Annotated in this window: 13 protein-coding genes; all 13 read left to right on the top strand. The window is 65.4% G+C overall.

What is annotated here, in order from left to right; all coding sequences use genetic code 11:
• Nucleotides 1-69 precede the first annotated feature (69 nt).
• Complete coding sequence (locus FZ029_RS07800; RefSeq protein ID WP_149268740.1) at nucleotides 70-1,455, top strand: HipA domain-containing protein; 1,386 nt, start codon at nucleotides 70-72, stop codon at nucleotides 1,453-1,455.
• The gene (locus tag FZ029_RS07795; RefSeq protein ID WP_149268739.1) at nucleotides 1,442-1,738 is read left to right on the top strand and encodes a helix-turn-helix transcriptional regulator; all 297 of its coding nucleotides are present in this window, start codon (nucleotides 1,442-1,444) and stop codon (nucleotides 1,736-1,738) included. Before FZ029_RS07800 ends, FZ029_RS07795 begins: the two co-directional genes overlap by 14 nt.
• A gap of 139 nt (nucleotides 1,739-1,877) precedes the next feature.
• On the top strand, nucleotides 1,878-2,972 hold the full coding sequence (locus FZ029_RS07790; RefSeq protein WP_149268738.1) for a ketoacyl-ACP synthase III: 1,095 nt from the start codon (nucleotides 1,878-1,880) through the stop codon (nucleotides 2,970-2,972).
• Nucleotides 2,973-3,286: 314 nt separating this feature from the next.
• The gene (locus tag FZ029_RS07785) at nucleotides 3,287-4,285 is read left to right on the top strand and encodes an SDR family oxidoreductase (RefSeq protein WP_149268737.1); all 999 of its coding nucleotides are present in this window, start codon (nucleotides 3,287-3,289) and stop codon (nucleotides 4,283-4,285) included.
• A 49-nt stretch (nucleotides 4,286-4,334) separates the two neighbouring features.
• A complete protein-coding gene (locus FZ029_RS07780) occupies nucleotides 4,335-5,873 on the top strand; it encodes a PfkB family carbohydrate kinase (RefSeq protein ID WP_149268736.1) in 1,539 nt (512 codons plus the stop codon).
• Nucleotides 5,870-6,484: an SIS domain-containing protein gene (locus FZ029_RS07775; RefSeq protein WP_149268735.1), complete on the top strand. Its 615-nt coding sequence runs from the start codon at nucleotides 5,870-5,872 to the stop codon at nucleotides 6,482-6,484. The genes FZ029_RS07780 and FZ029_RS07775 overlap by 4 nt, the downstream gene beginning before the upstream one ends.
• A complete protein-coding gene (locus tag FZ029_RS07770) occupies nucleotides 6,481-7,479 on the top strand; it encodes an SDR family oxidoreductase (protein ID WP_149268734.1) in 999 nt (332 codons plus the stop codon). The genes FZ029_RS07775 and FZ029_RS07770 overlap by 4 nt, the downstream gene beginning before the upstream one ends.
• Nucleotides 7,480-7,492: 13 nt before the next feature.
• Nucleotides 7,493-8,134, top strand: a complete 642-nt coding sequence (locus tag FZ029_RS07765) for a hypothetical protein (RefSeq protein ID WP_149268733.1) — start codon at nucleotides 7,493-7,495, stop codon at nucleotides 8,132-8,134.
• Complete coding sequence (locus FZ029_RS07760; protein ID WP_149268732.1) at nucleotides 8,106-9,272, top strand: phosphotransferase; 1,167 nt, start codon at nucleotides 8,106-8,108, stop codon at nucleotides 9,270-9,272. Before FZ029_RS07765 ends, FZ029_RS07760 begins: the two co-directional genes overlap by 29 nt.
• A gap of 3 nt (nucleotides 9,273-9,275) precedes the next feature.
• Nucleotides 9,276-10,079: a transketolase gene (locus FZ029_RS07755; protein WP_149268731.1), complete on the top strand. Its 804-nt coding sequence runs from the start codon at nucleotides 9,276-9,278 to the stop codon at nucleotides 10,077-10,079.
• A gap of 17 nt (nucleotides 10,080-10,096) precedes the next feature.
• Nucleotides 10,097-11,026, top strand: coding sequence for a transketolase C-terminal domain-containing protein (locus FZ029_RS07750; RefSeq protein WP_149268730.1), 930 nt, complete (start codon nucleotides 10,097-10,099; stop codon nucleotides 11,024-11,026).
• A 112-nt stretch (nucleotides 11,027-11,138) separates the two neighbouring features.
• Nucleotides 11,139-11,951: a sporadic carbohydrate cluster 2OG-Fe(II) oxygenase gene (locus FZ029_RS07745; RefSeq protein WP_149268729.1), complete on the top strand. Its 813-nt coding sequence runs from the start codon at nucleotides 11,139-11,141 to the stop codon at nucleotides 11,949-11,951.
• Entirely contained in the window at nucleotides 11,948-12,421 is a 474-nt protein-coding gene (locus FZ029_RS07740; protein WP_149268728.1) for an LIC12192 family sporadic carbohydrate cluster protein, read from the top strand. Before FZ029_RS07745 ends, FZ029_RS07740 begins: the two co-directional genes overlap by 4 nt.
• The last annotated feature ends 10 nt before the right edge of the window (nucleotides 12,422-12,431 follow it).

The following is a 12,431-nucleotide window of genomic DNA, read 5'->3' as shown; positions in this document are numbered from 1 at the left end:
GGTATCTTATTGTAGTTAGCCTGTATATATGCTCCATTGAAATGGAATGTTTCAGTAAGGCAAGCGGCCATGGGCGACGGTGCGAGCCTGACCGTTCAAATCCATCATCACGGTGCCTGGCACGATGCCGTCGATTTGGCGGTCGCCGATGTCCGGGCTGGCATCCGCTCGCCCACCCGGCTGGAGTACGACCCTTTCTATTTCATCGCCTTCGGCAATGCGGAGCTTGCCGCCGGACGGCCGGTGACCGATTGGCGGGCGGTGTCGGTGCGCGACCGGGTCGATATGGCGGCGCATCGCCGGAACCATTGGCCGCCCTTCCTGCTCGACCTGCTGCCCCAGGGTCATGCCCGCCGCCGTCTGGCGGCCGAGATGGGGTTCAATCCCGATGACGAGGGCTTCGCCTTCCCGCTTCTGCTGCGCGGAGCGGGCAGCCCCGTCGGCAATGTCCGCGTCAAACAGGCTTATGAGGCCGAGCAGGAGCGCCTGAGCGGTGAAACGGTGGCCGGCGTGACGCTGGACGAGGTCTTCGACCGCTCCCCCGCTTTCCAGGACATGGCCGGCCGCTTCGCCTTGATCGCTTCGGGGTCGAGCGGCGTCCAGGGCGAATGGCCGAAGCTGCTGCTGACGCGCAAGGATGACGGGCTGTGGTATCCCGACTCCCTGGTCGGGGATGACGAGGCCCGCGACCACGTCATCGTCAAGATGTCGCGGGCGAAGGGACCGGAGGACCGCCTGATCCTGGCCTGCGAGGCGCCTTACCTGGAGATCGCCCGTGGTTTCGGCCTGCGGGTCGGCCGGCCGCTGACCCACCGTGGCGACACGCTGGCGATTCCCCGCTTCGACCGCGCCGTGTCGGCGAACGGTGTGTCGGCAAAAGGCGTGACGCGGCTGGGCCAGGAAAGCCTGGTGTCCGCCGCCGGTGTCGCCGCCTTCGGCCATCAGACGACGCATGAAGCCTACATCGCCGTGCTCCATGCCGTCTGCACCGAGCCGGCCGGGGAGATCGTCGAGTATGTGCTGCGCGACCTGTTGAACCGGGCGATGGGCGACACCGACAACCATGGCCGCAACACCGCCCTGCAAAAGCGCCCCGACGGCTGGATCGGCCTTACCCCGCGCTTCGACTTCGCACCGATGGTGCTGGATCCGGGGGTGATCGCGCCGTCGACCCGCTGGGAATGCCTGCGCGGCGGCGGCTTCCCCATCCGGTTCGAGCGGATTTGCGAGGCCGTCGCCGCCGTCATCGGGGACGATGGGCTGGGCAGGCGGCTGGCCGGGGCGCTGTCGGCGAAGGCCGATGCGGTCGCCGCCCTGCCGGAGACGGCACGTGCCCACGGGGTGCCGGAGCCGGTGATCGCCCGCGCCTTCGCCGCCTGTGGCGAGCTTGCCGCCGCTCTCGCGGCGCTGCCGTCGAGTGATACCGGCTCCGAGGACGGCGATGCCGCGGCGTAAGCCTCCCAGCCGCGAGGCGCTGCTGGAAGCGCGCCATGCCCTTCTGCGGTTGGCGGAGGGGGGCGAACTGGCCTGGGCCGAAGGGGTGCGGGCTATGCGCCGCTGCTTCGGCATGACCCAGGCGGAGTTCGGGCGGACCTTCGGCCTCACCACCCGGCAGGTCTCGCAGCTCGAGACCGGGGCCGCCAACCCGACGGTGGCGACGCTGGAACGGCTGGCCCGGCCCTTTGGGCTGACCGTCGGCCTTATCCCGGAGCCTCCCGCGAAGAATCCGGAGCGATGACGGCGGGGCCATGTGCCGCAATCAATCTTCCGGAAACCAATCCGGCGTCACTGTGCGCTATGGTGCGGGCCATGGTGCCGGACACCAACTCAGACAAACGCCCGCCCCGGGCCGCGAACACGCGAAGGACAGGACAGCCATGAAAGCCATCATCGACGGCATCCGGATCGCCGGCCTGCGCGCGGTGGTGCCGCCCCAGCGCCATTCCTTCGTCGAGGATCCGGGCATGTTCACGGTGGAGGAGGCGAAGAAGCTGGCCGCCACCATCGGCGTCCAGGAGCGCCGCGTGCTGCCGCCGCCCTATTGCGCATCCGACCTCTGCGTCGCCGCGGCGGAGGGGCTGATGCAGCAGCTGGACTGGGACCCGGCGACGGTGGAGGTGCTGGTCTTCGTCTCGCAGGACGCCGATTACGTGCTGCCGGCCACCGCCTGCATCATGCAGCACCGGCTGGGGCTGCCGACCAGCGCGGCGGCCTTCGACGTGCCGCTGGGCTGCTCGGGCTATGTCTACGGCCTGTGGATCGCGGCGAAGCTGCTGGGCGGATCGACGGCCAAGCGCGCGCTGGTGCTGTGCGGCGACAACCCGACCCGCCACCTGCACCCTGAAGACCGCGCCACCCTGCCCCTGTTCGGCGATGCCGGGTCGGCAACCGCGCTGGAGGTCGACGCGATGGCCCCGCCTATCCCGGTGGTGATCGGCACCGACGGCGCCGGCGCGCCGCACATCTTCGTCAAGGCCGGCGGCAAGCGCCATTGCCTGATCCCGCCGGTCGGCACCGCCGGCAGGATCGCCGACGAGGAGGCCGCCGCCCAGCTGGAGCGCGATTCGCGCCTGACGCTGAACGGGGCGGAGGTGTTCTCCTTCACGCTGCGCGCCGTGCCGCCGCTGCTGCGCGAGGCGATGGAGCATGCCGGCACCGACGTCGAGGGCATCGACCGCTTCGTCCTGCACCAGGCCAACGCCTTCATGCTGGAGCATCTGCGCAAGCGCGTGAAGGCGCCGGCGGAGAAGTTCATCATCGACATGCAGGGCTTCGGCAACACCAGCTCGGCCTCCATCCCGCTGGCGATCTGCCACAGCATGGGCGCCCAACTGGCGGCCGGGCCGGTCAAGACGCTGATGGCCGGCTTCGGGGTGGGCTGGTCCTGGGGCGCGATGGTGGCGGAACTGGGACCGATGCCGGAGCCGCAGGTGGTGGATTTGCCGGACGGCTATCCGGTGCTGGCGGTGTGAAAGGACAACTCGCCGGTTCCGATACGGTCGGATGGACAAGCGATATTTACCAGGTTTTAATAAAACGAAGGGCGGTATTCTCAACTGGTAAAGACGTGCTTTGGTCGCTTTCTCCATGGAGGCGCGCTTTGCAAAAAGGGGCTTTGGCAGAGTGGGTCTGCGACAGAAATTATCGTGGAATCAGACGGCGCAAGCCGCTAATGATTGATTCCTTTTTATGTGGTAGGAACGCAAGTCTATTCGCCTAGCCGCGGCTGTTGGTCAAATGGGGTGATCCCCTATCCAGGTTATATGTACAAGAAGAGGATAAATACTTGGGTAGAGACTTAGACATCGTAACCGGAGGCGCAGGCTTCATCGGCAGTCATCTTGTCGACCTTCTGATTTCGCAGAGACGACATGTTCTTGCCATAGATAATCTGGCGGTTGGACGTCAAAGCAATCTTGCCCAGCATACTGGGAATCCGAACTTCCGGTTCGAGCAGGCGGACGTCAGGGACCGTGCTGCGATGAAGGCGCTGCTCGCCGGGGCTGACCGGGTTTTCCATTTGGCGGCTCTTGCCGACATTGTGCCTTCGGTCCAGAATCCGGAAGCTTATTTCGACACCAACGTCAATGGCAGCTATGCCGTGGCGGAGGCGGCCCGGGCAGCGGGTGTGCGCCGTCTGGTCTATGCGGCTTCCAGTTCTTGTTACGGCATTCCCGACTGCTATCCCACGCCTGAAGATGCCGCCATTCAGCCGCAATATCCCTATGCTTTGACCAAATATCTGGGCGAGCAGGTGCTTCTGCATTGGGCGAAGGTCTATGACCTTCCCATCGTATCCTTGCGCTTTTTCAATGTTTATGGCCCTCGTGCCCGGACCAGCGGTACTTATGGTGCCGTCTTCGGGGTTTTCCTGGCCCAGAAACTGTCCGGTAAGCCGTTGACGGTCGTCGGCGATGGAAAGCAGACGCGGGACTTCACCTATGTCGCCGATGTGGCCGACGCGATTCTGGCCGCCGCCGAGCGGGGGCGGACGGGTGAGATCTACAACGTTGGCAGCGGCAATACCGTCAGCGTGAATCGCCTGGTCGAACTGATAGGCACCGAACGTGTCGAGCATCTGCCCAAACGGCCGGGCGAGCCCGACTGCACCTTCGCCGACATCACGAAGATCACCCGGGACCTGGGGTGGCAGCCTCGTGTCGCCATCGAAGAGGGGGTGGCGAGGATGATGCAGCACCTCGACCACTGGCGCGACGCTCCAGTCTGGACGCCGGACAGCATCGCCGAGGCTACCAAGGACTGGTTCAAGTATCTCGGGAAATGATCATGACCCGGAACACCGCTAAGGGGAGGCGATCGAAGTGACGGAACCAATGGCGCGCCGCCTTACCCGTACCAAAGTGAAGACTTTGGAAGAAGCTGCGCAGCAGGCGGAACTCGCCCGGCATAACGGGCGTACCGTCGTCCTGGCCCACGGCTGCTTCGACCTTTTGCATCTGGGTCATGTTCGTCATCTGGAGGAAGCCGCCGGTCATGGAGACATGCTGGTGGTCACCCTGACGGCCGATCCTTTCGTGAACAAGGGGCCCGGCCGCCCAGTCTTTTCCGAACTCCTGCGTGCCCAGATGATCGCAGGGCTGGAGCACGTGGATCTGGTCGCGATCAACCATGCGCCGACCGCCGTGAACGTTCTGCATGCAGTAAAGCCGGATGTCTATGTCAAAGGGTCCGACTATGCCGATGCCAAGGACGATGTCACGGGAGGGATCGTGGCCGAGCGGGCCGCGGTTGAGTCCTATGGTGGCCGCATCGTGTTCACCGATGACGTCACCTTCTCCTCGTCTGCTCTCATCAACCGGTTTCTCGGCGTATACGATGCCGAACTCCACACCTATCTGGAAGACGCCCGCGAGCGCAACCTGTTGCCCCGCCTCTTGGAGGCGTTGGAGCGGATCCGTGACTTCAAGGTTCTGATCGTCGGCGACGCTATCATAGACGAATACCGATATGTGCTTCCTATGGCCAAGTCGCCGAAGGAGAACATGATCGCGACGGTCTATCGTGACCACGAGACCTTCGCGGGAGGCGTGATCGCGGCGGCCAACCATACCGCCGGCTTCTGCCGTCAGGTCGATGTCATCACGGCCATCGGCGATCGCAACGACTACGAAGATCTAATCCGCGCATCTCTCAAGCCGAACGTCTCGCTCGAACTCATCCGACGGGCCGGCAAGCCGACGACCTGCAAGACACGCTTCGTCGAGACCGGATACATGCGCAAGCTGTTCGAGGTCTATGACATCGACGACACGCCGTTGGAAGGGGCCGAGGATGCCCGTCTCGCCCAACTGGTGGCGGAGCGGGCCGGCGACTATGATCTGGTGATTGCCACCGACTTCGGGCACGGGCTGATCACGCCGCGCGGGGTGGAGGCGCTGACCCGCCACTCCCGCTTCCTGGCGGTCAACACCCAGACCAACAGCGCCAATATGGGCTACAACCTGATCACCCGCTATCCGAAGGCAGGCTTCGTCTGTATCGATGCCCCCGAGGCGCGGCTGGCCGTCGGCGACAAGTTCAGCGACATCGCGGTGATCGGTTCGGAGAAGCTCCCCGCCCGGATGGCCTGTGACCGCCTGATCATCACCCAAGGTAAGCTGGGATGCTTCACCTTCGACCGCACCGTCGGGACCCACCGAATCCCCGCCTTTACCAATCAGGTCGTGGACACCGTCGGAGCCGGTGACGCCTTCCTGGCCGTGACCTCCCCGCTGGTCGCGGCGGGCGTGCCGATCGACCTGGTGGGCTTCATCGGCAATGCGGCCGGCGCCATCAAGGTGGGCATCGTCGGCCATCGCAACTCCGTCCAGAAGGCGCCGCTGATCAAGTTCCTGACGGCGATCCTCAAATGAAGCGGCCGATGCGCGAGCGAATTGACGCTTATTACGCCACCCTGGCCGAACTGCCGCTGCGCACCCAGGCGACCGATGCCACTTCCCGCCCTTTGCCTCTCGACGCGGCACTGGGCGGAGCCATGGAACAGATGCATGCGGTCCATTCGGCCGGCAACAAGCTGATGTTCATCGGCAATGGAGGCAGCGCCGGCATCGCCAGCCACATGGCGATCGACTACTCCAAGAACGGAAACCTGCGATCCCTGGCCTTTAACGATGGGGCGGCCCTGACCTGCCTGGGGAACGATCTGGGCTATCCTCAGGTGTTCGCCCGCCAGATTGCACTGCACGCGCGTCAGGGCGACGTTCTGGTGGCAATCAGCAGTTCGGGTCGTTCGGAGAATATTCTTGCCGCTGTAGATGCTGCCCGCTCAGCCGGATGCTGGATCCTGACCCTGTCGGGCTTCGGCGCCGACAATCCATTGCGCCGGCTGGGAGATCTCAATCTTTACGCTCCCAATAGCGAATATGGGTTTGTGGAGATCACCCATCTCGCCCTTCTGCATGCCATTCTCGACCTTCATCTCGGCTGGGCTCCCCCCGAGACCGTCATTCTGGAGATCCCATGAGCGAGCGCACCTGGAACATTCTCGTCACCGGCGGTGCCGGCTATGTCGGTTCGGCCTTGATTCCGAAGCTGCTCGCCGCCGGACACCGGGTGACGGTGCTGGACCTCTACATCTACGGCGACGTCCATGCTCCGCTGCGTCCCAATCCGAAGCTGATCGAGGTGAAGGGCGACCTCCGCGACCCCGCGGCGGTCGCACGCGCCCTGGAAGGCTGCGATGCGGTCATCCACCTTGCCTGCATCTCCAACGATCCCAGCTTCGACCTTGATCCGGCTCTGGGCCGGTCGATCAACTTCGACTGTTTCCGACCGTTGGTGCAAGCCGCCAAGCAGGCCGGGGTCGAGCGGTTCATCTATGCATCCTCCTCGTCCGTCTACGGCATCAAGGAGGAAGAGAACGTCACCGAGGATCTGCAGCTGGATCCGCTGACCGACTATTCCCGCTTCAAGGCCCTGTGCGAGCAGGTCCTGGAGGAGGAGCGGGTGCCGGGCTTCACCACCCTGACCATCCGCCCTGCCACCGTCTGCGGCTATGCGCCGCGGCTGCGCCTCGATCTGTCGGTCAACATCCTCACCAACCACGCCATCAACAACGGCCGCATCAAGGTGTTCGGCGGCTCGCAGAAGCGGCCGAACATCCATATCGACGATATGGCCGATCTGTATGTGCAGGCCCTGCAATGGGACAGCGAGGCCATCGACGGCCGCGTCTACAATGCCGGCTATGAAAATCACACGATCATGGACATCGCCGGGATGGTCCGCAGCGTGGTCGGCACCGATGTCGAGATCGAGGTCACCCCGACGGATGATCTGCGCTCCTACCACATCTCCTCCGACAAGATCGCCCGTGAACTCGGCTTCCGGCCCAAGCGCACCATTGCCGACGCGGTGCAAGGGCTGAAGGCGGCCTTCGAAGCCGGAAAGGTTCCGGACAGCATGGACGAACCGCGCTGGTTCAACATCAAGATGATGCAGCGCATCGGCCTGCGGTAACGGGACTGCTGCGATGGCATTTTCCGCCCCGATCCGGCTGGGACTCGACTTCGACAACACGATCGTTCTTTACGACGAGGTGTTCCGATGCTTGGGCGAGGAGAGCGGGCTTCTGCCGCCGGGATTGTCCGGAGGAAAGCGTGCGGTGCGCGACCATATCCGAAGCCTGGAGGATGGAGAGGCCAAATGGACGGCGCTCCAGGCCCGGGTCTATGGACCCGGGCTTGTGCGGGCCGTGCCGTCGGATGGGCTGATGCCGTTCCTGGGACGCTGCCGGGCCGCCGGCGTGGAACTGTTCATCGTCAGCCACAAGACCGAATTCGCCGCCGCCGATCCGGGGGGGACGAACCTGCGTGCCGCAGCGTGGCGCTGGATTTTGGAACAGGGGCTTGCGGACCCGATGCGCGGTGGCATCCCGTCCGGACATATCTTCTTCGAATCGACCCGTGCGGAAAAGATCGCCCGCATCGCCGCCCTGGGCTGTACCCATTTCGTGGACGACCTCGACGAGGTGTTCCGCGATGCGAATTTCCCCCCGCATATCCGCACTTACCTGTTCGCCCCCGCTGGGGGGGCGCCGCCGGACGGCCCCTGGCGTGCCGCGCAGGGGTGGACGGAGGTTGCCGATGACCTATTCGCCCCTCTCGCGGCTTGACGACGGCGGGGTCGCCGTCGCTCTCCAGGCTTTGCTGGAAGCGCCGGTGCAGCGGATCCAGCGGTGGCCGGGAGGCGGCAACAACCGCCTTTATCAGGTGACGACGGCCGACCGGCGGCTGGCCTTGAAAAGCTATGGACCGGCAGGCGATCCCGGAAGCGATCGCCTGCTGCGGGAGACCGCGGCACTGTCGTTCCTAGAGCGGCACGGGGTGACCGTCGTGCCCACGGTCGTGGCCGTGGACCGGACGGCCCGGCTGGCGCTGTATGGCTGGATCGACGGCACCCCGGTTTCCAGGGAGCCGTCGGGGCGGCAGGGCGGCGACCTTCCGGACATGGTCCGCTTCATCCTGGCTCTGCGCGATCTGGGACGGCAGCCGGATGCCGGCGGCCTCGCCCAGGCGGCGGAGGCCTGCTTGGACGCCAAGACCCTGGTCGATCAGATCCGCGCCCGCGTCTCGACGCTGATGGCGGTTCCGGATGAACCGGCGTTGAGCGGGTTCCTGTCCGATGGCCTGCGTCCTGCATTGGCGGCGGCGGAGCATCGGTTGCAGGCCCTGTACAGGATCGGCGGGCTGGCTGTGGATGATCCCCTGCCGCGGGAACGGTGCGTCCTGTCACCCTCCGATTTCGGCTTTCACAATGCGTTGCGCCGGCCGGACGGGCGGCTGGCTTTCCTGGATTTCGAATATTTCGGCTGGGACGACCCGGTAAAGCTGCTGGCCGACACGCTCTGGCACCCGGCCTACAGGCTGTCCACGGACGAACAGCGGTTCTGGGTGGATGGGCTGGCCGGCGCGCTGGGATCATCGGACCCCGCGCTTTCCTTGCGGCTGAATGCTCTTTTTCCGCTGTACGGCCTGCGCTGGTGCGCCATCCTGCTGAACGAATTCCTTCCCGCCCGCTGGCACCGCCGGCTGCATGCCACTGCCCAGGCCGGTACCCGGCCCGGTGCGTCAGCCACGTCCGAAGCCGATTCCGCCGCTTTGGCCGCCGACTGGATGGCCGCCAAGGCCATTCAGCTCGCCAAGGCGGAGGGCTGGCTGGCCGAGGTGCGGCGTTTGTCGAGCCGTCCCTTCGAAGAAGGGATGGCCGGTGCTTTGCCCCTCCGTCTTCCCCCTCTCAGCTCCGGTGTGTGATCCATGGACGACCGTTCCCGTTACCTGCGCAGCTTGGTGATCGATGCCCTGGAGGGGGGCGGCCGCGGCCATATCGGCTCGTCCATGTCCCTGGTCGAGATCCTGCGGATCCTCTATGACGACGTGCTGCGAGTCCGCCCCGACCAGCCGGATTGGCCGGAGCGCGACCGCTGCATCCTTTCCAAGGGACATGGCTGTCTGACCTGGTACGCCGTGCTGGCCGACAAGGGGTTCTTCCCGAAGGCGGAATTGCGGCAGCAATGCCGTCCCGGAGCCATGCTGGGCGGCCATCCGGAACGCGGCCACCAGCCTGGCGTGGAGGCTTCGACCGGTTCGCTGGGCCATGGCCTGTCGATCGGTATCGGCATGGCGCTGGGCCTTCGCATCAAGGGGCTGCCCGGGCGGACCTTCGTCATTACCGGAGACGGTGAACTGGGGGAAGGATCGGTCTGGGAAGCCGCCTTGCATGCCGCCAAGCACCGGCTGGACAGCCTCACCGTGCTGGTCGACTACAACAAGCTGCAGAGCTACGGCCCCGTCTCGGAGGTGGCGGACCTGGAGCCGCTGGCCGACAAATGGCGCGCCTTCGGCTGGGCAGTGCGGGAGGTGGACGGGCATGATGTCGAGGCTCTGCGCGGCACCCTGGGCACGCTGCCTCTGTCGCCCGGGCAGCCCGCCGTGGTGATCTGCCACACCGTCAAGGGCAAAGGGCTGGACTTTGCCGAACACAAGGCCGAATGGCACCACAAGGCCAAGGTGACGGCCGCCGACGTCGCCGCGATGCGCGATGCCCTGGCCCGGGCCTGAGGAAAGGACGGACGAACATGCGCCAACACGCCATCAACATGGTCGATACCCTGGCCCGCCGCGACGACCGGGTGGTCTTCATCGGATCGGACCTGGGGCCCGGCGTCCTGGCCGGCATGAAGCGGGACATGCCTGCACGCTTCTTCATGGAAGGGGTTTCGGAGCAGCACATCATCGGCATGGCTGCGGGCCTGGCGATGGAGGGCTTCGTGCCCTACGTGAACACCATCGCGACGTTCCTGACCCGGCGCTGCTTCGACCAGCTCGCCATCGACGTCTGCCTGGAAAACCTTCCGGTTCGCCTGATCGCCACCGGCGGGGGCACCGTCTATGCTCCGCTGGGTCCCACGCACCTGGCATTCGAAGACATCGCCATCCTGCGCGCCCTGCCCAACATGGCCATCGTCGCGCCGGTGGACGAGCTGGAGATGGTGCGTTGCCTGGAGGCGAGCCTCGACTGGCCCGGCCCGCTCTACATCCGGGTCGGCAAAGGCAACGAACCCATCGTCACCACTCCCGACACGCCGTTCGCCATCGGTGAAGCGCTGGAAATGCGGCCAGCGGGCGAGGTCGCCTTCATCTCCACCGGCATCGTGACCGCCAAGGCATTGGCGGCTTCCGATCTTCTGGCGGAGCATGGCGTCGCCGCCGGTGTCGTTCATATGCACACGGTCAAGCCGCTGGACGCCGCCGCCGTGCGGCGTCTGGCCGCCGGGGCCGGCCTGGTGGTGACCGTGGAGGAGCACACCCGGATCGGCGGCCTGGGCAGCGCGGTGGCCGAGATCATCGCCGAGGAGGGGCTGCCGGCCCGGTTGCTGCGGCTGGGGCTGGAGGATGCCTTTCCCACCGGCTACGGCAGCAACGATCATCTGATGGAGTTGGCCGGCCTGCAGCCCCGGCAGATCGCGGCCCGTACCCTGGAGGGGCTGGGGCGGCACCCGAAGTGAGGACCGGAATAAATGCGGAAGCTGTGGCGGGGCAATGATGCGCATCAATGCGCCCGCTTCCGTGGTGGGAGACAGGAAGAGCGTGAAACACCCGGCAACACCCGAGGGGACGATGCCCTACACCGATTTCCTACCCGCTGAAGAGCGCGCCTTGGGCGAAGCCTTCCTCAAGGACGGCTATATCCTTGCGCCGGCAGAGGATCGCGATGCTCTCGATGCCATCCGGGATCTGGTCGTCACCGAGGCGTGCCGCTGGCTGGAGTGTCCGGTCCCGGCCGATCCCGGCCTCTTCCTGAACGGCATCGCCGACCGGGTGCCGGTCGATCGCCTGAATGCGTTCCGCCTGCATGTGATCGGCGCGATGAACGCCGCTCCCTGGCTGCGGCCGGCTTATTACGCGATCGCCCGGCGCACGTTGGAACGGGTGGTGAGCAACGAATTGTGCATGCAGCGCCGGATCAACCTGTCGATCCAGATGCCCGACGACGACAGTTCGCTTCTGCCCATCCATGCTGACACATGGTCGGGAGACAGCCCCTTCGAGGTGGTGCTGTGGATCCCCCTGGTCGACTGTTACCGCACCAAGAGCATGTATCTGCTGCCTCCCGCCGCCACCGCCCGGCTGGAGACCGACATGCACCGCTTCGCCAGCCGCAGCGCCGACGACCTGTGCCGCGAGTATGATCGGGATCTGGTCTGGATCGACATCCCCTATGGCAGCTTCCTGCTGTTCAACCAGAATCTGCCGCATGGCAACCGGGTCAACCGGGAGCCCCACACCCGCTGGAGCATGAACTGCCGTTTCAAAGGCGTGTTCACCCCCTATGCCGACAAGAGGCTGGGGGAGTTCTTCGAACCCATCACCCTGCGCCCGGCCAGCCGCGTCGGACTGGATTACGACTATCCCGAAGGATTTGGGGCATGAGCAATCCGGACGGCATTCCACAGCCACGCCACGGCTTGCGCGGCTACATCACGGCTCGCCCGATCCTTGGCAATCGCGTTCCCCAGCATGTCCAGAATCTTGTCATCCGGGACTATGCGCAACGCCATGGCCTGACATTCAAGCTGTCGGCCACGGAATATGCGATGCCGCACTGCTTCATGATCCTGGAGGGCGTGTTGCAGGAGCTGCCGGGTCTGGAGGGCATCATCGCCTACAGCCTGTTCATGCTGCCGCCGCGTGCCCGGGAGCGCCGGGCGCTTTACCGGCGTATCCTCGATGGCGGCGGGGTGCTCCATTGCGCGGTCGAGGGGCTGGTTCTGCGTGGTGAGGCGGACATCGGGCGGTTCGAGGATATCTGGCTGGTCCAGCAGGCCATCGACCGCAGTTCCGCCGGTCCGGCGGTACGGGACTGGCACCGGAACGCGGCGCCTGCCGGCCCGCAACTCTGAGGGACGGGGC

The organism is Azospirillum sp. Sh1 (genome assembly GCF_008365135.1).
Lineage (GTDB): Bacteria > Pseudomonadota > Alphaproteobacteria > Azospirillales > Azospirillaceae > Azospirillum > Azospirillum oryzae.
The sequence above is the reverse complement of the archived record's forward strand: the minus strand, read 5'-3'. Positions and strand labels throughout refer to the sequence as shown.

What these genes read in the sequence shown, in the direction of transcription:
- FZ029_RS07750 (WP_149268730.1), top strand. Translation starts at nt 10,097, where the DNA reads ATGCGCCAACACGCCATCAACATGGTCGATACCCTGGCCCGCCGCGAC.
- FZ029_RS07760 (WP_149268732.1), top strand. Translation starts at nt 8,106, where the DNA reads ATGACCTATTCGCCCCTCTCGCGGCTTGACGACGGCGGGGTCGCCGTC.
- FZ029_RS07745 (WP_149268729.1), top strand. Translation starts at nt 11,139, where the DNA reads ATGCCCTACACCGATTTCCTACCCGCTGAAGAGCGCGCCTTGGGCGAA.
- FZ029_RS07790 (WP_149268738.1), top strand. Translation starts at nt 1,878, where the DNA reads ATGAAAGCCATCATCGACGGCATCCGGATCGCCGGCCTGCGCGCGGTG.
- FZ029_RS07765 (WP_149268733.1), top strand. Translation starts at nt 7,493, where the DNA reads ATGGCATTTTCCGCCCCGATCCGGCTGGGACTCGACTTCGACAACACG.
- FZ029_RS07800 (WP_149268740.1), top strand. Translation starts at nt 70, where the DNA reads ATGGGCGACGGTGCGAGCCTGACCGTTCAAATCCATCATCACGGTGCC.
- FZ029_RS07770 (WP_149268734.1), top strand. Translation starts at nt 6,481, where the DNA reads ATGAGCGAGCGCACCTGGAACATTCTCGTCACCGGCGGTGCCGGCTAT.
- FZ029_RS07775 (WP_149268735.1), top strand. Translation starts at nt 5,870, where the DNA reads ATGAAGCGGCCGATGCGCGAGCGAATTGACGCTTATTACGCCACCCTG.
- FZ029_RS07780 (WP_149268736.1), top strand. Translation starts at nt 4,335, where the DNA reads ATGGCGCGCCGCCTTACCCGTACCAAAGTGAAGACTTTGGAAGAAGCT.
- FZ029_RS07740 (WP_149268728.1), top strand. Translation starts at nt 11,948, where the DNA reads ATGAGCAATCCGGACGGCATTCCACAGCCACGCCACGGCTTGCGCGGC.
- FZ029_RS07795 (WP_149268739.1), top strand. Translation starts at nt 1,442, where the DNA reads ATGCCGCGGCGTAAGCCTCCCAGCCGCGAGGCGCTGCTGGAAGCGCGC.
- FZ029_RS07755 (WP_149268731.1), top strand. Translation starts at nt 9,276, where the DNA reads ATGGACGACCGTTCCCGTTACCTGCGCAGCTTGGTGATCGATGCCCTG.